This is a genomic window from Pigmentiphaga sp. GD03639, assembly GCF_029845405.1.
GTDB lineage: Bacteria > Pseudomonadota > Gammaproteobacteria > Burkholderiales > Burkholderiaceae_B > Pigmentiphaga > Pigmentiphaga daeguensis.
In genome coordinates this window covers 1-22,875 of the sequence record NZ_JAOCLR010000049.1, presented here as the reverse complement: position 1 = coordinate 22,875, position 22,875 = coordinate 1, and the positions used below count along the sequence as shown (strand labels likewise).

The following is a 22,875-nucleotide window of genomic DNA, read 5'->3' as shown; positions in this document are numbered from 1 at the left end:
GCAGGCATGACGCTCTACACCACGGACTACCTGGAGTATTACCTGACCCTGGTGGCTTGGGTGGTCAACAACGGCATCTGGAGCATTCTCGTGGCCAGCGGCGTGTTCGCGCTGCCGTTCGTGGCCATCGTGATCCAGGAGTGGCTCAAGGCCCGCAGCGAAGGTGCGGACGAAGGCAACAAGGGCGTGCTGTCGTCGATGCGCATCGAGAACCGGGTGTGGGTGGCGATCGTGGTCATCATGTTCGCCGGCATCCCGTTCATCCCGGTGGATCTCGCCACGATCAGGTTCGACACCACGCGCTCCGCGCAATGCCAGGTCAGTGTCCCGCTGCCCAACGACACGGGCTGGTCCAACGTCTACACGGCGCTCAACGACCAGAGCGCGCTGGTGCCGGTGTGGTGGTTCTTCATGCACGCGCTGTCGAAAGCCGTGACGGGCTCCGCGGTGGCGGCGATTCCCTGCGGCACGGACCTGCGTCAGATTCGCATGGATGTGGATGCCACGCGCATCGACGATCCGGTGCTGGCACAGGAGGTCGCCGACTTCACGCACGACTGCTACGGGCCGTCGCGCGCCAAGCTGTTCATGAACCGGCCGACGCTCTCCGACGAGCAGATGAACGACGTCACCTGGATCGGGTCGAGTTACTTCCTCGACACGCCCGGCTTCTATGACACCTATCGCGCCAGGACCCCACGCACGGCCTGGCCCTACGACGCGACCCGCGATGCGGGGCTGGCACAGGTGGACAGCGGCGGCGGCTATCCGTCCTGCCGGCAGTGGTGGGCCGATGGCGGCCAGGGACTGCGCAGCCGGCTGCTGGCACAGGTCGACCCGGACCTGCTGACCCGCATCGGGCGCTGGGTGGGCTTCCTGTCGCAGAGCGAGGTCAATGACTCGGTGATCCGCGCCGTCGTCTCACCGCGGCAGCAGAAGATGAACCAGGGCGCCGTCTACACCGATTACGGCGGCCAGATCGACAAGACGCTGCCGAACATCGTCACGCGCGGCGCGAGCGACCTGGGGCTGACCGTCGGCTCGCTGGGCTTCTTTCCGGCGATGGACGTGGTGCGCCAGGCGCTGCCGATGGTGCTGACGATGCTCAAGATGGCGCTCGTCATCTGCATCCCGCTGGTGCTGCTGATCGGCACCTACGACCTGAAGACGGTGGTGACGGTGAGCTGCGTCCAGTTCGCGCTGTTCTTCGTGGACTTCTGGTTCCAGCTCGCGCGCTGGATCGACAGCACGATCCTGGACGCGCTCTACGGCTGGGGGTTTGGCGCCGACAGGCCGCACACGAACTTCGATCCGCTGATCGGCTTGAACAACGCCTTTGGCGACATGCTGCTCAACTTCGTCATGGCGATGATGTTCATCGTGCTGCCGACGTTTTGGGTCATGGCATTGGCTTGGGCAGGCGTTCGCACGGGAAATATCGTGCAGGGGTTGTCCACCGCCACCTCGGACGCCAAGGGCGCTGGGGGGCGTGGCGCTGGTATGGCAATGAGCGCCGTATCGAAGAAGTGACCGCCGTTCAGTCGTCGTCGGTCACATGCGGGTCGATGCGCCAGTCGCTCTTGTCATAAAGCCCGAAGCCGTTGGGGCCTTCCCTCCACTCGGGTTGCGGTTCCTCTTGATCAGAGTCGTCGTGCTGCACGAGCCATGCAGCAGTCACCGCAAAGGCAAGCAGCAGGGCCAGCCAGAACGCGGAGTAGAGCAGCGCACCGAGCACGGCGAGCTTGACGATCCAGAGCACCGCCGTCGCCGCGCCCGCGGGCACGCCGCGCGTCACCAGCCAGCTGGCGACACGCTGCTCACGGCGCAGGTATCCACGCCAGGCACGGCCAGCTCCCCGGCCCAGCCGGTGGCTCCAGCGCCCGTTGTGCATGTTGGTGGTCATGCTCATATGCCTCGGCTTCAGTGGTGCCTCACCTCGCGGAGCGGCCGGCCGTGGCCTGCCCTCCAGCATAGACCGCGATCAGGAGGGCGGGTTGCGGCCGGCAGAGCCGGGTGGCTCGGTCCGCAGGTCGATTAGATTCTGCACGATAAATCAAACCTTATGCTACTTTCCCTGCGCGTTCTTGCAATGGCTCTAGGGGTCGATTGGATTCTGTGTTATTTTTATAACATGGATGGACATTCTCGGCACCAGGTAATCAAGCGACTGCAGGCGGGACTCCCCCGCGGGGCGCCGTTCGACCTTGCCACCCTGAGCCAGTTCGGGGTGTCGCCCCAGCTCGCCGCCCACTATGCCGACGGCGGGTGGCTCGTGCGCCTGGCCCATGGCGTCTATGCCTTCCCGAACGATGAGTTCGGGGTCTACGGTGCGCTGAAGTTCCTGCAACAGCGCGTGCCCGGCCTGCACGTCGGCGGCAAGAGCGCCCTGGCCCTGCAGGGGGTGCGGCACAACCTGGGCAGCCGGGAGGCGCTGGTGCTGTGGGGCGACGGTCGCTTCGCGTTGCCGGCCTGGTTCACTTCGCGCTTTCCGGCCCGCTACGTCCACGCCCGCCTGTTCGACTGGCCGGACACGGCGCTGGCCGGCAAGACCCTGACCACGCCGCCTGGCCTGCCCGAGGATCTGCGGGTGGCAGCCCCCGAGCGTGCCGTGCTGGAGCTGCTGTACGAAGCCGGCGTCAAGCAGAGCCTCGAAGAGGCCCGCAACCTCTTCGATGGACTGCGTTCCCCCCGCAAGGACTTGCTCGGGCAACTGCTGTCCTGCTGCGCCAGCGTGAAGGCCGTGCGCCTGTTCCTGACCTGGGCGCGCGAGACCAGCCTCGTGGACGTCGATGCCCTGCTGGAGCAGTACCCGGTTCGCACCGGCAGCAACACGCGCTGGATGAGCCGGCTCGATGACGGCACCTTGCTGAGCCTGAGACCTCATGGATAAGACCTACGCGGACACCGTTCGCCTGCTGCTGGCCGTCGCGCCCGACGTGTTCGCCAACGACATCTTCGCCATGAAGGGCGGCACGGCCATCAACCTCTTCGTGCGGGACATGCCGCGCCTGTCGGTGGACATCGACGTGGTGTACCTCCCGTGGCAGACGCCGCGCGACGAAGCGCTGCAAGCCATCAACCAGGAGCTGGCCGCCATCGCCGCGCGCGTTGCGCCACTGGGCGTGCAGACACGCCTGGTTCGCGCCAAGGACCTGGGAGACACCAAGCTGATCGTCGAGAACGACGCCAGCCAGGTGAAGATCGAGGTCAACGTCGTGTTCCGCGGCAGCGTGCTGCCCGTCGAGCGGCGGCCGCTGAGCGCAAAGACCAGCGATCTGTTCGGCGTCGAGTTCGAGCTGCCGGTTCTGGCACCGGACGAGCTGTACGCCAGCAAGCTGGTGGCCGCGCTGGATCGGCAGCACCCCCGCGACCTGTTCGACGTGTGGCAGCTCTACGAATCGGGCGACATCAGCGACGGCATGGTCGAGTGCTTCGTGATCTATCTGGCGGGCCACAACCGGCCGCCCCACGAAGTGCTGTTCGGCAACGACAAGGACATCGCCGGCGAGTACGAGCGGGCCTTTGTCGGCATGACCGAAGTGGACTGCTCCCTGGAGACACTGCTCGAAGCTCGCGCCAGGGTGCGGCGCGAGCTGCCACAGCGACTGAGCACCGCTCACAAGCAGTTTCTGAGCGGGCTGGTGCGCGCAGAACCGGACTGGTCGCTGGTGCAATGCCAACACGCCGCTCAACTGCCGGCACTGCGCTGGAAGCTCGCCAATCTCGAAACCTTCCGCAAGCGCCGTCCCGACGACTTCGCAGCGCAATCCGCCGCCCTCGACACCGGCTTGGGCCAGAGCTGACGAACGTCCCGCAGCGCCCCACTTGCCGGGATTGCCCCATGCCGCATTCATCGTGGCACCCGCGCAGCAGCGGCCCTATACCCAAAGGCTTCCGACAAAGGCCAAAGGGCTGGGAAGGGGCAAAGGAAGGGTGCCAAGGGGAAAGGCCCTATCCTGAAAAGGCCAAAAGGCGCCCCGAGCAGCCCGTCATCCGGGGTTCGTCATGCTCTCGCTGTTCCAGCGCAAACGGGTGCCACCCACCGCCGGCACGCCGCCCACCTCCGCCATCGAAACTCCGAAAGGGTCGATGCGGCCGGAGTCGGCCGCATCGCTGCTGGCCACGCCGCGCCGGCAGAAACTGCTGGAACACATCTGGCAGCGCACATCGCTCTCGCGCCGGCAGTTCGCCACGCTCTACCTCGCCCCACTGGAGCGCTACGCCGAGCTGGTCCAGCAGTTCCCGGCCTCCGAGAACCACCACCACGCCTATCCGGGCGGCATGCTGGACCACGGCCTGGAGATCGTCGCCTATGCGCTGAAGCTGCGGCAGTCATACCTGCTGCCTGCGGGCGTCACGCCGGAGGCACAGGCGGCCCAGGCCGAAGCCTGGACCGCAGGCACGGCCTACGCGGCCCTGCTGCACGACATCGGCAAGATTGCGGTCGATCTGCACGTCGAACATGCCGACGGCAGCGTCTGGCATCCCTGGCACGGCCCGCTGCGAAAGCCCTACCGCTTCCGTTACCGAAAGGAGCGCGAGTACCGCCTGCACAGCGCCGCCACCGGGCTGCTCTACGCGCGCCTTCTCGATCGGGACATCTTCGACTGGCTCAGCGGCTATCCCGACCTCTGGGCCGCGCTGCTGTACGTGCTGGCCGGCCAGTACGAGCATGCCGGCACGCTCGGCGAGCTGGTCGTGCAGGCCGACCAGGCATCGGTCGCCCAGGAACTCGGCGGCGATCCCAGCAAGGCGCTGGCGGCGCCCAAGCATGCGCTGCAACGCAAATTGCTCGACGGCTTGCGCTACCTGCTCAAGGAAGCGTTCAAGTTGAACCAGGCCGGCCCGGCGGACGGTTGGCTGACCCAGGACGCCTTGTGGCTGGTGAGCAAGACCGTCTCCGACAAGCTGCGCGCACATCTGCTGTCACAGGGCATCGACGGCATCCCGGCCAGCAATACGGCGGTGTTCAACGTGCTGCAGGATCACGGCATCGTGCAACCGACGCCGGATGGCATGGCGATCTGGAAGGCTACCGTCACCAGCGACGCGGGCTGGTCGCACGCATTCACCTTCCTGAAACTCTCGCCAGCGATGATCTGGGATGCCGTCGACCGGCCGGCGCCGTTCGCAGGCCGTGTGCAGGTCGAAGAGGAACAGGCGGAGCCGCCGCCGCTGGCGCCGGCGGTGGCCGATGGGCCGCGCGTGGAAGGCACCGAAGCTGCACCCGCGAGCACGGCGCCGATCGCATCCGCAGCCACGGACACCGGCGTGGCCGCGCTGCTCGACCTGCTGGGCGACACTGCTCCATCCACAGCGCCGGAGATCGCCGAGGCCGAGCCCGAGCCGGCCCCTTCGACCGTGCCCCCGCCGCAGATGGGCCTCGCGCCTTCCCAGGATCGCGCGGAGCCCTCCGGGGCGCACTTCATGGCCTGGCTGCGTCAGAGCATCCAGACGCGCAAGCTCATCATCAACGACGCCAAGGCCCTGGTGCATACCGTCGCCGGTACGACCTACCTCGTCAGCCCCGGCGTGTTCCAGCGCTACGCGCAGGAGTACCTTCAAGTCGCCGCGCTGGCCAAGCAGGAGAAGCTGGAGGGGTGGCAGTGGGTACAGAAGCGCTTCGAGAAGCTGGGACAGCACCGCAAGCAGCCGAGCGGGCTGAACATCTGGACCTGCGAAGTCACGGGGCCGCGCAAGTCGCGCCGGCTGCACGGCTACCTGCTCGCCAGCCCGGATGCGCTGTTCCAGGCGACGCCGCCAGACAACCCATACCTGCGGCTCGTCAACGAGGCCGCAAAGCGCGAAGATTCAGCCCTTGGGGGCAAGGACGACGATCAGGCGTAGTCATGCGACCGCTGTGCGGGCCGGCTTCAATCTGCGGATGGGGCCGACTCTGCCAGCTTGGCTTCGGTCAGAGTCATCAAGTGGGCGGAACTGCATTTCAGCGCACGGGCAATCTTGAGGATGAGAGGGAGCGTGGGGACATGCTCGCCGCGCTCGATCTTGCCCATGTGCGACCGTTCGATGCCGGCCATGTGGGCCAGCGTTTCCTGAGCGATGCCCTGGTTGGTTCTTTCTTCCCGCACGGCAGCCCCAAACGCGATGGCTGGTTCCGCTTCGTAGGTAGTGGTGCCGGTGGGGCGGCCCCTTTGGATCGAACGCTTTGGCATTGCCAAGAGCGTCGAACACGGTCACGATTTAAACCACGTTAAACTTAACTCATTCAACGGCTTCGAGATCAGTTGCCACGAGTTCACCGCCTGGGGGGAGCTGGACGTGGAATCGAGTGACATCACCGCCGAAATTCGCATGGCCGTCCTCGGCGAATGGGTGCCTCCCCAGCTCGCCGACGTGCTCGCCATGCAGCGTGCCGAAGAGCCGGAGACCCATGCCGTCCTGGCCGGCTGGACAGATCCCGGTCGAGGCGCGGAGATGCCGGACGACGGCTTCGACTTCGCCTTGTCTGCGGTTGCCCGGCAGTGGCCTGGCTGGGTATGCGAACCGCTGTGGTATGACACGCTGGCGGTCGCCGTGGCCAAGCGCTCCCACTTGCTGGCCTACCGTGAAGTGCCGTGCCAGGAAGTGCTCAAGCAGCCCTTGATCTGCTCGCAGTCCACGGCCGATGAACCATGGCGCATGACCGTGCAGCGTGTGTTCGAAAACGCGCTGCAAGAGCGAGAGCAAACGGTGGAGACATTCGATGTGGCGATGACGCTGGTTGCCGCCGGGTACGGGATCGCCATTGCGCCTGCCGCGAGACTGGCGAGCTACCTACGCCGAGGCATCGCCGTGCGGCCGCTGGCCGGCGCACCAACGATCGTGATGGCTTACCTGCTCCGCCGCGATGCTTCCTTGTCGGACACCCAGGCAAGATTCGCCCGCCGCGCGCGCCTGGTGTCCTGACAGACGCGCGGGAATCGCGGTTTCGCCACGATCCCGCATTCCTGCTGCTAGGCGACCCCGACTCGCGGCGGGGTCCATTCGCTTTCCTTCACGGCTGTGCTCACTGCCATGACGAGCTTGTCGAGATTGCTGGCCGTCACGCCCTCCAGTGCCGAACGCCCCCGCAGCATCGAGCGCGGCTGCAGCAGTGCATGGTAGATCTGCCAAGGGTCCGCACCCCTGGTCAGCTTGAGGACGGACTGGATCAGCTCGTGCTTGAGTGGGTCGAGGTGCCAGTCCGGCACCCGCTGGCCGCGGTTGCCCACGTTCAACGCCAGCAAGTTGCCCGCCTTGATCTCGTAGCTGATCCACCTGCGGGACTTGCCCGCCATCTTCGCAAACGCAGCGACGGGAAGGTTGTGCGGCGCCTCGAAGACATCGAACAGCTCCATCCTCTCGCGCTGAATGTCCGAAGGCACCAGCGGCGCGGCCGATCGAGGGGGCGGAACCGCCGGCAGCCGATGTGCGGCGGCAGAAACCAACGGCATGGCGTCGCCGGGCTTCGTCACGAGCAGGATTGGCGAAGCGGCAACCGGCGTGGAGGGTGCGCTTGCGGTTTGCTCATTCGGGAACGCGGGAACGCCTTCCAGATGCACGGTGAGCGGCATGCTGGCCGCCTCGACCTGGTTCTGCTCGAAGAGGTCGAGCCGATCGGCCCAGTCCTGCATCATGCGGCGACGCTGCTCCACGTACTCGGCATGGTTGTAGGTCGCGCTGACCTTGTTGGGATCGACATGCGAGAGCTGTGCATCCACCCAGACCTTCGGGTAGCCGATCTCGTTGAGCGCAGTGGACATCGTGCCGCGGATACCGTGTCCGGTCAGGCGTTCCTGATAGCCCATGCGTTTGAGCGCACCATTGAGCGTGTTCTCGCTGATGCGCTTCTTCAAGTCGCTGTCGTGTCGGAACAGGTGGCGCTGGGCCGGCTTGAACTCATCCAGCAGGTGCCGGACGATCTCCATGGCCTGAATCGACAGCGGCACGATGTAGGGCGGGATGTCCTTTGGCTGCTGCCGCTTCTTGCGCATATCCAACTGGAGTTGCTTCACGACGTCGGGCGGGATGATCCACAGCCCGCGGTCCAGATCGAATTGATCCGGCGTCGCCTGTCGCAGCTCGCCGGTTCGCACGCCGGTCAGCAGCAATAGCCGCAGCCCGAGCTGGGTCTGCCGCCTGCCGCGATAGCTGCGCAGCCTCTGCAACAGCTTCGGCAGCTCGGCCATGCGCAGGAACGGGTTGTGGTTGACGGGTGGCAGCGGCAGCGCCACCACATCGAGATCGGAGGCAGGGTTCTGCTCCAGGCCCGGCACGATCACCAGCGCGTAGCGGAACAGTTGGTTGAACCACGTCCTGACTTTCTCGGCGACGGAGAGCGCCTTGCGCTTCTCGATCTTGGCGATCACCTCCAATAGGTCGGGACGCTTGATCTCATAGACCGACCGCTTGCCCAAGGCGGGCAGCACATCCTTGTCGAAGATGCGCGGAAGTATCGAAAGGGTCGTCTGCCGGCCTTCCTTGAGGCTGAGCCCGCGATGCTTGAGCCACTTGCGATACACCGCCTCGAAGGTGTTTTCGTCGGCGAGCCGGACAGCGGTGCGCTTCTGCTTGCGGTGAACGCGAGGATTGGTGCCTTTGGCCAGCAGGGCGCGCGCTTCGTCGCGCAGGCTGCGGGCCTCGCGAAGCGTCACCTCCGGGTAGGTGCCGAGCGACATCCGCTTCTGCTTGCCCGCCCAGTAGTAGCGGAAGTGCCAAGTCCTGCCCCCTGCAGCCGTGACGGCCAGGGAGAGGCCATCCAAGTCAGGGAGGGTGTATGCCTTGCCAGTTGCCTTGGCCTGCCGAACGGCCAGGTCTGAGAGTGCCATGCTCTTGCTCCTGAACATGAGTCAGGAACCAGATGCTGGTCACGTCGACCTCGCCCCTCCATCAACAATCCGGAATCAGCCGCGCCCGCAAAAATGGACTTGTTTGTGGACTTAAAAGTCCCGGCTGTAGATGGATCGCAGTGGACCGCGGCAGAACGTCAAAGAGAGGAAAAGTCCTTGTGTGGCAACGACTTGCAGACTCTCTTGGACTTCTGCGGAAGTCCGCAGAATGATGCAGTGGAGCGGGTGAAGGGAACATCACGCCGCACTCAAATCGTTGATTGATAACGGGTTTATTCCGTTGGCGCTACGGAATCAGGCCAGATTATGTACCGGGCGTACCGCGTCGGCAACCAGATCCTGTCCGCATTTGTTTGCTGACATTCACGGTCCGTCATCAACACGCGCTCCAGGCAGACGTGTTTCATTCTATCGTTTGATGTATAAGATCAACGAAATCAAGGAACATCTTTGGAGCGATGGAAAGATCCTCACATGCCCATCGCGCTCTTGCCCTGCTCCACGAGCAGGGCTTCCTGCGCACCAGCGACTTGGACACCATCGGCGCGCCGCGGGTGGTGCTGACACGTCTGTCCACATCCGGGCAATTGGAGCGTGTCGGGCGCGGCCTCTACCGTTTGCCGGGCAACCCCATGTCCGCGCACGAGGACCTCGCCACGATTGCAGTCAAGGTTCCCAAGGCCGTGTTCTGCTTGCTGACGGCACTCCAGTTCCACGAACTGACCACGCAACGGCCTCGCCAGGTCTGGATTGCCATGCCTCGTGGCAGCCACACCCCGCGTATCGAGCATCCGCTGATCAAGATGGTGCAGATGGCGGGTGATGCCTATGCCTCGGGCATCGATGAGCACGAACGCGATGGCGCCAGACTGCGGGTCTACAGTGCCGCAAAAACCGTAGCGGACTGCTTCAAGCACCGCAACCGGATCGGCCTGGACGTGGCCATCGAGGCGCTGAAGGCTGCCTGGAAGACACGCAAGGCTTCAGCCGATGACCTATGGCGCCATGCCAAGGTCTGTCGGGTCGCAAATGTCATGCGCCCTTACCTGGAGGCGGTTTCGCATGAGTGACCACGCCGCCTTGATTCGCGCTTTCTGGGCGAGCCGATCCGTACATTTGGATCGAGACGTCGTTGTCAGCGAACGGCTCGAATAGGCAGCCCATCATGGCACTGGACCACCTCACACTCACGACATACCGCGATCGGCATCCTGCATGGCGATTGCTGGCCTCGCCACATGCGCCATTGGTGGCAAGCTTCCTGTACCGGGTGTTCGTCGCGCCGAACGTGCGGGTGACGAGCGAAGCGGATCTGGCCGAGATGCTGGAAGACGAGTTGTTTGCCCTGCGCGAAGCCCTCGGCGCCGAGGTGTATCCGAAAGCCGCAACCGAATACCTGAATGACTGGTGCGCGCCAGACAAGGGCTGGCTGCGCAAGTTCTACAAGCCCGGCACCGACGAGGCCCAGTTCGACCTTACCCCTGCCACGGAAAAGGCCATCGCCTGGCTGGTGTCGCTGACTGAGCGGCCTTTCGTCGGTACCGAATCGCGCCTGCTGACCTTGTTCGCGCTGCTGGAGCAGATCAGCACCGGAAGCCAGGCTGATCCAGCCAGGCGCCTGGAGGAACTTCGTCGCAAGCGCGACGAGATCGATGCCGAGATCGGACGCGTCCTGTCCGGCGATGTGCCGCTCATGGATGACACGGCCATCAAGGATCGCTTCCTGCAATTTCAGCAACTGGCGCGCGAACTGCTGAGCGACTTCCGTCAGGTGGAGCACAATTTCCGCCAGCTCGACCGCAGCGTCCGCGAGAAAATCGCGTTGTGGGACGGCAGCAAGGGGGCTTTGCTCGACGAAGTCATGGGCGAGCGCGATGCCATCGGAGATTCCGACCAGGGGCGCAGCTTCCGTGCGTTCTGGGATTTCCTGATGTCCAGCCGTCGCCAGGAAGAACTGTCCGCACGGCTCGACCAAGTCCTCGGCCTGCCTGCCGTGGCCGCGCTCAAGCCGGAGCCGCGCACCCGCCGGGTTCACCACGATTGGCTGGAAGCGGGCGAACATACCCAACGCACGGTGGCGCAGTTGTCGCAGCAACTGCGCCGCTTCCTGGATGACCGGGCCTTCCAGGAAAACCGTCGCATCCTCGAACTGTTGCGCAGCATCGAGATCAAGGCGCTTGCATTGCGCGACACGCCACCGGCCGGCGAAGTGATGCTCCTCGACGAGATGGGCGCGGACATCGCCTTGCCGCAGGAACGCCCCCTGTTTGCGCTCCATGCCAAGCCACGCCTGGCGGAACTGATACTTGAATCCGGCGAGGACGACGACATCGACACCGCACGCCTGTTCGACCAGCACGTCGTGGACAAGGCCCGCTTGCGTGAGGCCCTGCGGCAGGCATTGCGGCAACAGTCGCAGATCAGCTTGCGCGCGTTGCTGGAGACTCAGCCGCTGCAACAGGGATTGGCCGAACTGGTCACCTGGCTGGAACTGGCCCACGCGGGAAACCGCGGGCTGGATGGCCTCAGGGCCACGGTGGATGACGATGCGCAGGAGATCGTCGAATGGGCCATGCAGGACAGCGATGGCTCGACGGTACGACGGCGGGCGCGAATGCCGCGCGTGATCTTTACGCGCTGAATGCAAGCTGCGACGGACAGAGCAAAGACCCATGAACGATATGCATCAGGATGATCCAGAAGGCAGTGCCGAATCGCGCCCGCCCGTGGTAGCGGAACTCTCGCAACTGATGGTGCATTTGCTCAAAAGCGTGTTGTACCGCCAGGACGACGAGCGCCTATGGGCCAGTCTGCTGAACCTGCAGGCGCGTGTACGGGAGCAGGCGGCGGTGTTGTTGCTGGATCTGGTGCTGGACGAAGCCGAGGGCTACGCCTTCCTCAAAAGCCAGCCGGAGCCGGAGCATGCGGACGCCACACCTCGCCTGCCACGCCTGATCGCACGACGGCCGCTGTCCTATCCGGTCAGCCTGATGCTGGCCTTGCTGCGCAAGCGCCTGGCCGAATCCGACGCCGGCGGCGGCGATACCCGGCTGGTGCTGTCGCGCGAGGAGATCGCCGAACTGATGCGCGTGTTCCTGCCGGACGGCACCAACGAGGCGCGCCTCATCGACCAGGTCGATTCGACCATCACCAAGGTGGTGGAACTGGGCTATCTGCGCAAGCTCAAGCCCGCTGCCGGTGCAAGTCAGCAGGCACCCCGCTACGAGGTGCGGCGCATCCTCAAGGCGTTCGTCGATGCGCAGTGGCTGGCCGACTTCGATGCGCGCCTGGAGGGTTATCGCACCGCGTTGTCAGGTGGCGATCGCGACAAGGAAGCCGGCCGATGAACGATTTTTCGCCACAGCAGCTCGATTTCGTGGCCGACGACAGCCGCGTCGGCTTTCGCCTGCAGCGGCTGGAAGTCCTGAACTGGGGCACATTCGACCGGCGCGTCTGGCGCCATGAGCTCGATGGGCGTAACGGCCTGCTGACCGGCGACATCGGTTCGGGCAAATCCACCCTGGTCGATGCCGTCACCACCCTGCTGGTGCCGGCGCAGCGTATCGCCTACAACAAGGCTGCGGGCGCCGAAACGCGTGAGCGATCATTGCGATCCTACGTGCTGGGCCACTACAAGAGCGAACGCAACGAAGCCACCGGCAGCGCTCGCCCGGTGGCGCTGCGCGACACCACCAGCTACAGCGTGATCCTGGGTGTCTTCCGCAACGAAGGCTACGGCCAGGCGGTCACGTTGGCGCAAGTCTTCTGGTTTCGCGAACCGCAGGGCCAGCCGGCGCGCTTGTTCGTCACGGCAGAGCGGGAACTGTCCATCACCGAGCACTTTTCCGGATTCGGCAGCGACATCAACGGCCTGCGCAAGAAGTTGCGCGCGATGGGCTGCGAACTGAACGACAGCTTCCCGCCCTACGGCGCCTGGTTCCGCCGCCGCTTCGGCATCGAGCACGAGCAGGCGCTGGAACTGTTCCATCAGACGGTTTCCATGAAATCGGTTGGCAACCTGACCGACTTCGTGCGCAGCCACATGCTCGAACCGTTCGACGTGGGCAGCCGAGTCGAGGCACTGCTCGGCCATTTCGATGACCTCGATCGCGCCCACCAGTCGGTACTCAAGGCCAAGCGCCAGATCGAGCTGTTGACGCCGCTGATGGAGGATGGCCGTCGCCACGGGCAGATAGCTGCCGAGATCCAGGCGCTGCGCGAAGGACGCGATGCACTGCGCCCATACTTCGCCGGCTTGAAGGCAGCATTGCTGGAGAGGCGCCTGGAATTGTTGACTCAGGATGCGATGCGCTGGGATGCCCGCATCAAGCAACTGGGAGAGCAACGAGACAACGCCCGAATCGAGCAGGGGAAGCTCGAAGGCGCACTGCGCGAGAACGGCGGCGACCGACTGCAACAACTCGCTGCCGCCATTCAGCAGCAGGAGGCAGAGAAACAGCAACGGCAGGAGAAAGCGGACGCCTACACCACGCTATTGACGCGCATTGGAGAAGCAGCGCCGGGAGACGAAGCTGCTTTCATGACACAAAGATCCACCATCGGAGAACACGCCGAAGCGCTGCGCACAAGCATTGCGGACCACGATACGCAGATCAATGAAGACGGATATGCGCTGCGACGGGGTCAGGAAGAACACAAAGCGCTCAGCGACGAGATCGACAGCCTTGCGCGTCGCAAAAGCAATATCGATGCGGCGCAGGTGCGCATCCGCGAAGCCCTGTGCGCCGCTTTGTCCATCGCCGAGGAAGACCTGCCCTTTGCCGGTGAACTGATCCAGGTGCGCGAGGACGAGCGCGACTGGGAGGGCGCGGCCGAACGCCTGCTGCATGGCTTCGGCCTGTCCCTGCTGGTGCCGGATGCGCACTACAAGGACGTGGCCGATTGGGTGGAGCGCCAGCACCTTGGCACGCGACTGGTGTACTTCCACGTGCGTGCACGCAAGTCCACGCAGGCCGTCAGCCTGCACCCCCAGTCGCTGGTGCGCAAGCTGCTCATCAAGCCCGACACGCCGCACTACGACTGGCTGGAACGCGAACTGCACCATCGCTTCGACCTGGCCTGCTGCGACAGCACCGAGCAGTTTCGCCGCGAGACCCGCGCCATCACCCGCGCCGGACAGATCAAGGACCCGAGCGGGCGCCACGAAAAGGACGACCGCCGCCGCATCGACGATCGCAGCCGCTACGTGCTGGGCTGGAGCAACGCCGACAAGTTGCGCACCTTGCGTGACGAACGCGAGGGCCTGGAACAGCGAATGGGCGATATCGGTCTGCGCATTGCCGACGCGCAGCGATTGCGCGGGCAATGCCAGGCGCAACTGGAAGCTTTGGCCAAGCTCGAAGTCTTCACCCGCTACAGCGAGATCGACTGGCAGGCGCCGGCGCGCGAGATGGCCCGCCTGACCGAGGAACGCGACCGCCTCAAGGCGGCCTCCGATACCCTGCGGGAACTGGAAAGCCAACTGGCGCAGGTCGTCGAACGCCTGAAGGAGATCGAAGGCGATCTTGGCGAGGCCCAAGGCAAGCGCGGAGAAATCCGCAGCAAGCACGAAACTGCCTTGGCACAGCACGCACAGGCTCTCGAAATCCAGGCGCAAGCCGCACTTGACGACAAGTTGCTGCAAACCCTTGAGGGCTGGCGCGCCGAAGTCCTGGGCGACCACCAGCTCACGGTGGAATCCTGCGACAACCGCGAACAGGACGTGCGCAACGGCTTGCAGGCGCGCATCGATGCCGAAGACAAGCGTCTGACACGCCTGACCGAACGCATCATCAACGCCATGCGCGGTTTCAAGGAGACCTTCAAGGCAGAGACCGCCGAGATCGACATCAGCCTGGCCGCGCTGCCCGAGTTCGAGCGCCTGATGAACGAGTTGCAGCGCGACGACCTGCCGCGCTTCGAGGCGCGTTTCAAGGAGCTGCTCAACGTCAATACCATCAACGAGATCGCCAACTTCAACGCCCAGCTCGCGCGCGAGCGGGAAACGATCAAGGAGCGGGTCGATGCCATCAACCAATCCTTGCAGGTGATCGACTACAACCCCGGACGCTACATCCGGTTGCTGGCGCAACCCAGCCCCGATGCGGAGATCCGCGACTTCCTGCAGGATCTGCGTGCCTGCACCGAAGGCGCGCTGAGCGGCTCGGAAGACGAGCAGTATTCCGAGGCCAAGTTCCTGCAGGTCAAGGCCATCATCGACCGCTTCCGCGGCCGCGAGGGGCTGGCCGAGGTCGACCGGCGCTGGATGCAGAAGGTGACCGACGTGCGCAACGGCTTCCTGTTTTCCGCCAGCGAGCGCTGGCGCGAGGACGATGCCGAACACGAACACTATTCCGACTCCGGCGGCAAATCCGGCGGGCAGAAGGAGAAGCTGGCCTATACCGTGCTGGCCGCCAGCCTGGCCTACCAGTTCGGCCTGGAATGGGGGGCGGTGCGCTCGCGCTCGTTCCGTTTCGTCGTGATCGACGAAGCCTTCGGGCGCGGCTCGGATGAGTCGGCCCAGTATGGGCTGGAACTGTTCCGCCAGCTCAACCTGCAACTGCTGATCATCACGCCACTGCAGAAGATCCACATCATCGAGCCCTACGTGTCCAGCGTCGGCTTCGTGCACAACGAAAGCGGCCGCGAGTCGCGGCTGCGCAGCCTGAGCATCGAGGAATACCGGGCACAGAAGGCTGCCGCCACGGGAGGCGCTGCATGACATGGAGCCGGCCCGCCGACCTTCGCGCGCAAATCGAACGGCTGTGGCAGCGCGGCGAGTTGCTGCGTGCCGTGGTCGGTGACGGCGCGCTGGGCTGGCCGTTGCGGCTGTCGCTCAAGTCGCCTTCCGCTGCCGATCTCAGCAACCGTTTCGATGCCGTGCGCGGCTGGGTGCGCGATATCAGCGCCATGCCACGCGTGCGCATCGAGTGGCGCGAGTGGACGCACCGGGTACAGGGCCGGCAACGCCTGCCGGACACGCTCTGGATCGATACGCTGGAAGACGCTCTGGCGATGATCGGCAAGACCGGAGATGGCCGCCGGTTCCAGGCACTCTGGCAGCAAACTGCCGAAGCGCAACCCGCACTGCTGCCATGGCTGCACAGATCACCGTTGCAGACCCTGGCACTGGCCGAACACTGGCCGCGCCTGCTGGCCGTGGTAGCCTGGGTGCAGGCCCATCCGCGCCCAGGCGTCTATCTTCGGCAGGTCGACGCGCCGGGCGTGGACAGCAAGTTCATCGAAGCGCATCGCGGCATACTGGGCCAATGGCTGGACCTGGCCTTGCCGACTGAAGCCATCGAGCCTGCTGCAACCGGGATGGCCGGGTTTGCCCGTCGCTACGGCTTTCTGGAGAAGCCCGTTCGCATCCGCCTGCGCTTGCTCGATCCGCAGCTGCTCCAGCTTCCCGGCTGCACGGGACTGACCGACATCACCCTGGATGAGGACAGCTTCGCCACGCTCGCCCTGCCTGCGCAGCGTGTTTTCATCACCGAAAACGAGGTGAACTTCCTGGCGTTCCCACCGGTCTCCGGTGCCATCGTCGTGTTCGGTGCCGGCTATGGCTGGGGAGCGCTTGCCCGAGCCAACTGGCTGCATCGCGCCTCTCTGCACTATTGGGGAGACATCGATACCCATGGCTTTGCCATTCTGGACAGCCTGCGCAAGTATTTCCCGCTAGCCGCTTCGTTCCTCATGGACCGCTCTACCCTGATGGCCCACGCACTCCAATGGGGTGAGGAGCCCCTCGACAAACGCCATATGTTGCCCTTGCCCCGACTGGTCGATGAGGAGGCAGCTCTCTACGACGACTTGCGTAATGACCGAATCCGGCCACAGCTGCGGCTGGAACAGGAACGCATCGGCTATCGCTGGCTATGCGCGGCGTTGGCGACAACAGCCCAGGACGATTCTCGGCCGTAGCGGTATGTCCTGCCGATGTCGTCAGGGCGTGGTCGATTCGACGAACGCCGGCTCGAAATCCAGCAGGTCGGTACCGCGCATGCCCAATCCCCGGGCCACTGCGCGCCAGCCCGCCACGGCCTGGGCCACTTCACTCCAGATCGCCTGCGCTTGCACAGCATCCAGCCTGAAATACGACGCGGCGGCCATCAGCATGTCCCGGCTATCGATGACGCCAGTGTCCTCGGTCAGCCAGGTCTTGCTCTCGCGACGGTCGCCCGGCATCGGGTTCAGGTCGAAGGCCGGCGACAGACGCCAGCCGCGCTGGCGTGCGTCGTACAGGAAGCCGGTGTTGCGCAGGTGATCGTCGGTGTTGCAGATCAGGAAGTTGAAGACCAGCCGGCGCCACAACTCATGGATGTCAGCGATCGGATCGGCGCCCGACTGAAGCAGCACATCCACCAGTTCGGTGTAGGCATGCGTCGCATCGCGGCCATCGGACTGGAGCATCGTCGCGGCCGACACGTAGGGGATGCGAGCGCCGTCGTCGGTGCGGTCGAAACGCCGGATGACGGCGACCGCCGTGCTGCCGATCACTTCCACGCGCGCCGGCGCCACCCGGATGCCGGCCTTGGCCGCCAGTTGCATGGCCAACACTTCGCCCCGGATCACGTCGCGCCGATCCGCCTGGCTGGGAAACTTGCCGACCGCCAGGCGTCCATCGATGTCCCGCACCGTGGACTTCGGCCTGGCACCACCCAGCGACGTGCCTTGCCCCAGCAGGTAGCGCAGATCCTGCGCGCTTTCCGTTCCGTCCTCCAGGGCGCGGGCCGCGTGCAGCACCTTGTCCAGTTCCACCAGTGGCGGTACGTGCCGGTTCGCTCCGCCGGCGCGCAGGTAGGCGCGAGATTGCGGATCGAACAGGCGCAGCGCGCCGACGCGCGCCTCGTCGTCCACCCACATCACGAAGTCCACCGGGTCCAGTGCAGGCGTGTCGCGGTCTTCCTGCCGCAGCTTCGCATGGGCGCGCCGGATCACACGCTCGCCCCAGGCGTCGGGCGCGGTGTCCTCCAGCGCGAGGAAGAACACCTGACGGGGATGCTGCACGCCGGCCACCGGCTGGAGATCGGGCGACAGCGTGAAGAACCGGACATCCTGCAGCCAGCCTTCGTCGTAGCTGAACGCGCTGCGCCGGCCGCTGCCCAAGTGCAGGCGCCCCACGACCAAGCCACTTGCCCCCAAGTGGACTTCGAGGTCCGGGCGTCGCGCAGGCCGATGCGTTGCCATCAGAAGCCCTCCAGGTCATCGGCAGGCGCGGGCGCATCGCCTTTGTCAACGGGTGCTGCCTGCCGCTTCCTGCCGGCAGAGGTGCGTACCCGCTGCGGCAACTGCTCCCGCACCAGTTCCATGCCGAGCGCATCGTTCTCCAGGGTCATCGCCTGGGCCAGGTCATCGAGCCGGCCCAGCACGTGCAGCGCGCGCAGGAAGGTGTGCAGCGCGGTGCCGGGATAACCATCCTCCATGCGCCTGACGGTGCTCAGGGACGTGCCGATGCGCTGCGCCAGGTCTTCCTGGCTCAGGCGGCGCATGCGCCGCGCCGCCGAGATGTCCTGCCCCAGGCGGCGCAGCGCACGCGCGACGGGCTGCGGCATCGCCACCTGCGCACCAGAGCGCTTTTGCTCGGAAGAAGACATCTTTTAGAACCTCAAATATGAGCTTATTTTTCAAATAAGCGTTCATATTTGAACGCAAAAATGGGGGTCGGTCAACCCAGTCCATGCCTGCCCTTGCAGTTCTGGTAACCGCGCTACTCCATTGCGAGCGGCCCTGTTCGCAGGAGGTATCGCCGGGCTACCAGGACCGGATGAAATCCGACAGGTGATCTCACCTCGTCACCGCTCGATTGTTCGCAGGAGCCACCAAACGGTTCCTACGCACGAGTGGGAGAAACGGGGCGTCATGCTTTGTCGATCTGGGGGCAGACCTCCCGCGTCTTGCCCAAAACCTCGCCGCACTCCGTCGAGGCGGCATCGCCACACCTGTTTCCGCCCGCACTGCGTCTGCTGATAGACCGTCGCTGTCTTGCACGCCGGTAACGCCCAGACTCGAACGCAAGAAGACCGAATCCGTCTTTCGCCGCGATGGCGTCTGTAGCAAAACCTCGGTATCGAGCCATCCTGCCATGTGCAGTTCAACCCCTTGAAGCATACCGCCACGCAGAGGCTCGGTGCTGGTGGACAAGCGCCATATCGACAGGCGGCTGCTCTGGTGAACATCCGTCATTCCGGCCTTTCCCACAAGCCAAGCCGCCACCGTCTCGCGCCGTGAAGGCGCGTCCCGGCAGCGATTCCAATCAACGAGGGAAGCAGATGTCCTGAATCCGGTTACCAGGGAGCAGTCATGCGAAAGTCATTTTCTTCCGGCGCCCACGCCAAGGTCTTCTACCGCCCAATCGAGGCGGCCATCCAGTGGGCAGGGCTGTCGCGTTTCGAGCGTCGCATCCTCGATGTCGCCAAGGGGATGAACCGCTTGCCGGAGCACCCCGAACTGGCGCGCTGGCCACAGCTTCGCCTGAACGCGGAACGGATCTACGACGCACTGGTGCATCTCGACCTTCCCTACGGCAAGGACGGCATCACGAGCAACGACCCCGCCTTGCTCGATGACCCCAGCCTCACGATCCGACATGTCGATCTGAAGGCCTGGATGATCCGCTTCTATCCCGACCAGCGACCGGCCTTCCTGTTCGATGCCTTCGAGCGTCACCTGCATCCGGCCGTCAGTGTCGATGCCGTGCAGGCACTGGTCATGGATCGCGAGGCATTGAAGCTCCAGCTTGCCGACAGGGTGCAGGCCTGGGATGCGCTCTATGCCCAGTTCCAGACGCTCAGCCAGGAGCACCAGGCACGCGCGGAACGCGAGAAGCGCTCCGGGATGCCGGGCGCCCGCAGTGAGTCCACCTACCTGAACATCGTTGGCGGTCTTCTGACCCTGCTGTTGGGCAAGTCGCCCAATGGCGTTCCCTATTCGTCCTTCGAGACGCTGGAATCGGTCATCAGTGCGCTGGTTGCCCATTACGGCGACAAGTCCGGGATCAGCGAGCGAACGCTGTGGGCGAAGTTTTCGGCAGCCAGGCGTCATCTCGCCACCCAGGACCGCTGACTGCAAGTGCAGATGGCGAGCCTGCACTTGCGGTGACTGCGCGGGAACAGCGCTATTGAATACGGGGCACGTCCATCACCGCCGCTACACAGCGCCAAGGAGTGCCCCTCGTGACTGCCCAGACCATCGCCACCGCGACGCCGAACGAACACCGCATCCTGCGCCGCGCGGAAGTCGAGGCCAAGACCGGCTTCAAGCGCGCCCACATCTACAACCTGATCAAGGAGGGCAAGTTTCCCAAGCCCCTGCGCCTCGGGGTACGCGCCATCGGCTGGGATTCGGTGGAGATCGATCAGTGGATCACCGATCGCCTCAGGGAACGGGCGTGAGCCCGCGCTGCGTCGGAATCCCTTCCACGAGGAGTCGCGCCATGCAGGTGGTATCCATCATTTCGACCAAGGGTGGCGTCGGCAAGACGACCACCGCAGCGAACCTGGGCGGCTTCATCGCCGATGCGGGGCTGCGCGTTCTGCTGCTGGACCTGGACGTACAGCCCACCTTGTCGAGCTACTTCACGCTCGGCACGCATGCGCCTGCCGGTATCTACGAGATGCTGGCCTTCAACGAGCAGCGTATCGAGCAATTGGCTTCGCAGACCGCTGTGGCAGGTCTCGACCTGGTGGTGTCGAATGACCACCGCGGCGAACTGAACACACTGCTGCTGCATGCACCCGATGGGCGGCTGCGCCTGCGTCACCTGCTTCCCGCGCTGGCGTCGCACTACGACCTGCTGCTGATCGATACCCAGGGAGCGCGCAGTGTGCTGCTGGAGATGGCGGTACTGGCCTCCAGCCTGGCGCTGTCGCCGGTGACACCGGAAATCCTGGCGGCGCGTGAGCTGAGGCGCGGCACGCTGCAACTGATTGAGGACATCGCTCCGTATCGGCACCTCGGCATCGAGCCGCCACCGCTGCGCTTGCTCATCAACCGTGTGCATCCGGTTTCGTCGAACGCCCGACTGATCCAGCAGGCCCTGCGACAAGTCTTCCAGGCGCACGCTGGCATACAGGTCCTGAACACCGACGTCCCGGCCATCGAGGCCTACCCACGTGCCGCAACACGAGGACTGCCGGTGCATCGCGTCGAGTACCGGCAGCCGGTGGGCCGCACTGCACCTGCGGCGTTGGAGACGATGCGTGCGCTGGCTGGCGAGTTGTTCCCGGCATGGCGGGAGCGCTTCGCGTGCGTTACCGGCAAAGGTCACGCAGAAGGAACCAGTCATGGCCAAAGCGCATGAACTGGCCCGCGGCCATGCGCGGCTGCGCGCGCTGATCGAGTTCGCGCTGGGCGAAGGCTGGCACGTGAAACGCACGCGCGGTGGGCACCTGATGTTCACCAAGCCCGGCTGCGCCGCGATCTACACCAGTTCGACCGCGAGCGATCATCGCGCCAGCCGCAACGCTCGCGCGCAGCTTCGCCGCGCCGCTCGACAAGCACCGGCGGCATCTCGGGAGAGCAGCGATGGCTGATCCGACGCCGCAGGACATGGCCGCCAAGCTGCTGGCCACCGGCTTCGAACGCAGCGGTCCTTCGGCCGCTGCCCTGACCGACCCCATCGCCGATACGCCGATGGTGGTGACGCTGGACGAGTTGCGTCCCTATGAACATGACCCACGCGTGACGCGCAACCCGGCCTACGAGGAAATCAAGGCCTCGATCCGCGAGCGCGGGCTGGACGCACCGCCCGCGATCACCCGCCGGCCGGGCGAGGCGCACTACATCATCAGGAACGGTGGCAATACGCGGCTCGCCATCCTGCGCGAACTGTGGAGCGAAACCAAGGAAGACCGCTTCTTCCGGATCGCGTGCCTGTTCCGCCCGTGGCCGGCGCGCGGCGAAATCGTGGCGTTGACCGGGCACCTGGCCGAGAACGAACTGCGCGGTGGGCTGACCTTCATCGAGCGCGCCCTGGGCATCGAGAAGGCGCGCGAGTTCTACGAGCAAGAAAGCGGCCAGGCGCTGTCACAGAGCGAACTCGCACGGCGGCTGACGGCCGACGGCTATCCGGTGCCGCAGTCACACATCAGCCGCATGAACGATGCGGTGCGCTACCTGCTGCCGGCGATACCGAACCTGCTCTACGGCGGCCTGGGACGACATCAGGTGGAACGGATCGCGGTACTGCGCAAGGCGTGCGAGCGCACCTGGGAGCGGCGTGCGCTGGGCCGCACGGTGGCCGTGGACTTCGCCACGCTGTTTCAGGATGTGCTGACGCGGTTCGACACGCAGCCGGATGACTTCTCGCCGCAGCGGGTGCAGGACGAGTTGGTGGGCCAGATGGCCGAACTGCTGGAGACGGACTACGACACGCTGGCGCTGGAGATCGACGACAGCGAAAGCCGCCAGCGTGCGCTGACCAGCGAACCGGCGGCGCTGACGCCTCCGGCAGCGCCTGTCGTGCCTGCTGCTACTTCCGCACCGGTCTCCGAGCCTCAGCGGCCACCCGCCTCGTCTGTGCCGCGCGACACCACGCCGGTCGCGCCTTCGGCGCCAGCAGCAACACCGCCTGCATCGCCCGAAGCGCCGGAGGACCAGCACGGACCACGCGACGAGCGCCTGCAAGGGCACATCGTGACACCGGCACCGACCACCGAGCGCCTGCAGTCCATCCAACGGATGGTCGCGGACCAACTCGGCGACAAGTTGCCCGACTTCGAGGCCGATGCGCTGCGTGCGATCCCCGTGCAGGTCGGCGGGCTCTATCCCATCTCGGACGTCTGGTACATCGAGCCGGGGCTGGACGCGCCGGATCGCCTGCGCGTGCACATTGCGCAGTTTGCGCGCGAGATCGCCGAGGAAGCGGCGGTCGCCGACCACATCGAGGCCAGCGTCGGCGGCATCGGCTTCGTCTGCGTGGCACCGGCCGTAGGCCAGGCGAAGGCGCTGCCTGCGTTCGCGCGGGCGGTGCTGACCCTGCTGCATGTGCTGAGTGCGGCTCCGCCCTCCGCGAACGGATTGGACCGCGCGCGGCTGGCCGACGAGT

The 22,875-nt window shown here is 65.2% G+C and carries 20 protein-coding genes; 15 read left to right on the top strand and 5 right to left on the bottom strand.

Annotated features, from left to right (window positions below; genetic code table 11):
- Positions 1 to 6: 6 nt before the first annotated feature.
- On the top strand, positions 7 to 1,530 hold the full coding sequence (locus N5K27_RS27805) for a conjugal transfer protein TraG N-terminal domain-containing protein (protein WP_023115033.1): 1,524 nt from the start codon (positions 7 to 9) through the stop codon (positions 1,528 to 1,530).
- Positions 1,531 to 1,537: 7 nt separating this feature from the next.
- Here the strand turns inward: N5K27_RS27805 and N5K27_RS27800 are convergent, their stop codons facing one another.
- Positions 1,538 to 1,909 carry a DUF3742 family protein gene (locus N5K27_RS27800; protein ID WP_279820795.1) on the bottom strand — a complete coding sequence of 124 codons (372 nt, stop codon included), beginning with the start codon at positions 1,907 to 1,909 and terminating at the stop codon, positions 1,538 to 1,540.
- Between the two features lie 222 nt (positions 1,910 to 2,131).
- Here N5K27_RS27800 and N5K27_RS27795 point away from each other — a divergent pair, with 222 nt between their 5' ends.
- From N5K27_RS27795 to mobH, 3 genes are all read left to right on the top strand, one after another.
- Positions 2,132 to 2,890, top strand: a complete 759-nt coding sequence (locus N5K27_RS27795) for a type IV toxin-antitoxin system AbiEi family antitoxin domain-containing protein (RefSeq protein ID WP_279820793.1) — start codon at positions 2,132 to 2,134, stop codon at positions 2,888 to 2,890.
- On the top strand, positions 2,883 to 3,803 hold the full coding sequence (locus tag N5K27_RS27790) for a nucleotidyl transferase AbiEii/AbiGii toxin family protein (RefSeq protein WP_279820791.1): 921 nt from the start codon (positions 2,883 to 2,885) through the stop codon (positions 3,801 to 3,803). Before N5K27_RS27795 ends, N5K27_RS27790 begins: the two co-directional genes overlap by 8 nt.
- A gap of 202 nt (positions 3,804 to 4,005) precedes the next feature.
- The gene (gene mobH, locus N5K27_RS27785) at positions 4,006 to 5,847 is read left to right on the top strand and encodes a MobH family relaxase (RefSeq protein ID WP_279820789.1); all 1,842 of its coding nucleotides are present in this window, start codon (positions 4,006 to 4,008) and stop codon (positions 5,845 to 5,847) included.
- Between the two features lie 26 nt (positions 5,848 to 5,873).
- Here the strand turns inward: mobH and N5K27_RS27780 are convergent, their stop codons facing one another.
- Positions 5,874 to 6,173, bottom strand: a complete 300-nt coding sequence (locus tag N5K27_RS27780) for a helix-turn-helix transcriptional regulator (protein ID WP_003282197.1) — start codon at positions 6,171 to 6,173, stop codon at positions 5,874 to 5,876.
- 106 nt (positions 6,174 to 6,279) lie between these two features.
- Between N5K27_RS27780 and N5K27_RS27775 the strand changes: the two genes are divergently transcribed.
- On the top strand, positions 6,280 to 6,906 hold the full coding sequence (locus N5K27_RS27775; protein ID WP_025297658.1) for a LysR substrate-binding domain-containing protein: 627 nt from the start codon (positions 6,280 to 6,282) through the stop codon (positions 6,904 to 6,906).
- A 47-nt stretch (positions 6,907 to 6,953) separates the two neighbouring features.
- Here the strand turns inward: N5K27_RS27775 and N5K27_RS27770 are convergent, their stop codons facing one another.
- A complete protein-coding gene (locus N5K27_RS27770; RefSeq protein WP_023443867.1) occupies positions 6,954 to 8,807 on the bottom strand; it encodes an integrase arm-type DNA-binding domain-containing protein in 1,854 nt (617 codons plus the stop codon).
- Between the two features lie 479 nt (positions 8,808 to 9,286).
- On the opposite strand from N5K27_RS27770, the gene N5K27_RS27765 reads away from it, so the two are divergent.
- From N5K27_RS27765 to N5K27_RS27745, 5 genes are all read left to right on the top strand, one after another.
- Entirely contained in the window at positions 9,287 to 9,898 is a 612-nt protein-coding gene (locus N5K27_RS27765) for a type IV toxin-antitoxin system AbiEi family antitoxin domain-containing protein (RefSeq protein ID WP_048939786.1), read from the top strand.
- A gap of 95 nt (positions 9,899 to 9,993) precedes the next feature.
- Positions 9,994 to 11,469: a DUF3375 domain-containing protein gene (locus tag N5K27_RS27760; RefSeq protein WP_251864627.1), complete on the top strand. Its 1,476-nt coding sequence runs from the start codon at positions 9,994 to 9,996 to the stop codon at positions 11,467 to 11,469.
- A 31-nt stretch (positions 11,470 to 11,500) separates the two neighbouring features.
- Positions 11,501 to 12,175 (top strand): DUF4194 domain-containing protein, encoded by a 675-nt coding sequence (locus tag N5K27_RS27755; RefSeq protein WP_279820782.1) that lies wholly within the window; start codon positions 11,501 to 11,503, stop codon positions 12,173 to 12,175.
- Positions 12,172 to 15,549: an ATP-binding protein gene (locus N5K27_RS27750; protein WP_279820780.1), complete on the top strand. Its 3,378-nt coding sequence runs from the start codon at positions 12,172 to 12,174 to the stop codon at positions 15,547 to 15,549. The genes N5K27_RS27755 and N5K27_RS27750 overlap by 4 nt, the downstream gene beginning before the upstream one ends.
- Positions 15,546 to 16,751: a DUF3322 domain-containing protein gene (locus N5K27_RS27745; protein ID WP_048939784.1), complete on the top strand. Its 1,206-nt coding sequence runs from the start codon at positions 15,546 to 15,548 to the stop codon at positions 16,749 to 16,751. Before N5K27_RS27750 ends, N5K27_RS27745 begins: the two co-directional genes overlap by 4 nt.
- A 21-nt stretch (positions 16,752 to 16,772) precedes the next feature.
- Here the strand turns inward: N5K27_RS27745 and N5K27_RS27740 are convergent, their stop codons facing one another.
- Both N5K27_RS27740 and N5K27_RS27735 read right to left on the bottom strand, forming a co-directional pair.
- The gene (locus N5K27_RS27740; RefSeq protein WP_048939783.1) at positions 16,773 to 18,017 is read right to left on the bottom strand and encodes a type II toxin-antitoxin system HipA family toxin; all 1,245 of its coding nucleotides are present in this window, start codon (positions 18,015 to 18,017) and stop codon (positions 16,773 to 16,775) included.
- A complete protein-coding gene (locus N5K27_RS27735) occupies positions 18,017 to 18,424 on the bottom strand; it encodes a helix-turn-helix domain-containing protein (RefSeq protein ID WP_048939782.1) in 408 nt (135 codons plus the stop codon). Before N5K27_RS27735 ends, N5K27_RS27740 begins: the two co-directional genes overlap by 1 nt.
- 706 nt (positions 18,425 to 19,130) lie before the next feature.
- On the opposite strand from N5K27_RS27735, the gene N5K27_RS27730 reads away from it, so the two are divergent.
- The 5 genes from N5K27_RS27730 to N5K27_RS27710 form a co-directional block, all read left to right on the top strand.
- Complete coding sequence (locus tag N5K27_RS27730; protein ID WP_279820773.1) at positions 19,131 to 19,892, top strand: hypothetical protein; 762 nt, start codon at positions 19,131 to 19,133, stop codon at positions 19,890 to 19,892.
- 110 nt (positions 19,893 to 20,002) lie between these two features.
- A complete protein-coding gene (locus tag N5K27_RS27725; protein ID WP_009461157.1) occupies positions 20,003 to 20,221 on the top strand; it encodes an AlpA family transcriptional regulator in 219 nt (72 codons plus the stop codon).
- Positions 20,222 to 20,262: 41 nt separating this feature from the next.
- Positions 20,263 to 21,129 (top strand): ParA family protein, encoded by an 867-nt coding sequence (locus N5K27_RS27720; protein WP_279820771.1) that lies wholly within the window; start codon positions 20,263 to 20,265, stop codon positions 21,127 to 21,129.
- The gene (locus N5K27_RS27715; protein ID WP_279820769.1) at positions 21,113 to 21,361 is read left to right on the top strand and encodes a type II toxin-antitoxin system HicA family toxin; all 249 of its coding nucleotides are present in this window, start codon (positions 21,113 to 21,115) and stop codon (positions 21,359 to 21,361) included. Before N5K27_RS27720 ends, N5K27_RS27715 begins: the two co-directional genes overlap by 17 nt.
- On the top strand, positions 21,354 to 22,875 hold a 1,522-nt coding region (locus N5K27_RS27710; RefSeq protein WP_279820767.1), incomplete at its 3' end, for a ParB family protein. The genes N5K27_RS27715 and N5K27_RS27710, both read left to right, overlap by 8 nt.

What these genes read in the sequence shown, in the direction of transcription:
- N5K27_RS27805 (WP_023115033.1), top strand. Translation starts at nt 7, where the DNA reads ATGACGCTCTACACCACGGACTACCTGGAGTATTACCTGACCCTGGTG.
- N5K27_RS27800 (WP_279820795.1), bottom strand. Translation starts at nt 1,909, where the DNA reads ATGAGCATGACCACCAACATGCACAACGGGCGCTGGAGCCACCGGCTG.
- N5K27_RS27795 (WP_279820793.1), top strand. Translation starts at nt 2,132, where the DNA reads ATGGATGGACATTCTCGGCACCAGGTAATCAAGCGACTGCAGGCGGGA.
- N5K27_RS27790 (WP_279820791.1), top strand. Translation starts at nt 2,883, where the DNA reads ATGGATAAGACCTACGCGGACACCGTTCGCCTGCTGCTGGCCGTCGCG.
- mobH (WP_279820789.1), top strand. Translation starts at nt 4,006, where the DNA reads ATGCTCTCGCTGTTCCAGCGCAAACGGGTGCCACCCACCGCCGGCACG.
- N5K27_RS27780 (WP_003282197.1), bottom strand. Translation starts at nt 6,173, where the DNA reads ATGCCAAAGCGTTCGATCCAAAGGGGCCGCCCCACCGGCACCACTACC.
- N5K27_RS27770 (WP_023443867.1), bottom strand. Translation starts at nt 8,807, where the DNA reads ATGGCACTCTCAGACCTGGCCGTTCGGCAGGCCAAGGCAACTGGCAAG.
- N5K27_RS27765 (WP_048939786.1), top strand. Translation starts at nt 9,287, where the DNA reads ATGGAAAGATCCTCACATGCCCATCGCGCTCTTGCCCTGCTCCACGAG.
- N5K27_RS27760 (WP_251864627.1), top strand. Translation starts at nt 9,994, where the DNA reads ATGGCACTGGACCACCTCACACTCACGACATACCGCGATCGGCATCCT.
- N5K27_RS27755 (WP_279820782.1), top strand. Translation starts at nt 11,501, where the DNA reads ATGAACGATATGCATCAGGATGATCCAGAAGGCAGTGCCGAATCGCGC.
- N5K27_RS27750 (WP_279820780.1), top strand. Translation starts at nt 12,172, where the DNA reads ATGAACGATTTTTCGCCACAGCAGCTCGATTTCGTGGCCGACGACAGC.
- N5K27_RS27745 (WP_048939784.1), top strand. Translation starts at nt 15,546, where the DNA reads ATGACATGGAGCCGGCCCGCCGACCTTCGCGCGCAAATCGAACGGCTG.
- N5K27_RS27740 (WP_048939783.1), bottom strand. Translation starts at nt 18,017, where the DNA reads ATGGCAACGCATCGGCCTGCGCGACGCCCGGACCTCGAAGTCCACTTG.
- N5K27_RS27735 (WP_048939782.1), bottom strand. Translation starts at nt 18,424, where the DNA reads ATGTCTTCTTCCGAGCAAAAGCGCTCTGGTGCGCAGGTGGCGATGCCG.
- N5K27_RS27730 (WP_279820773.1), top strand. Translation starts at nt 19,131, where the DNA reads ATGCGAAAGTCATTTTCTTCCGGCGCCCACGCCAAGGTCTTCTACCGC.
- N5K27_RS27720 (WP_279820771.1), top strand. Translation starts at nt 20,263, where the DNA reads ATGCAGGTGGTATCCATCATTTCGACCAAGGGTGGCGTCGGCAAGACG.
- N5K27_RS27715 (WP_279820769.1), top strand. Translation starts at nt 21,113, where the DNA reads ATGGCCAAAGCGCATGAACTGGCCCGCGGCCATGCGCGGCTGCGCGCG.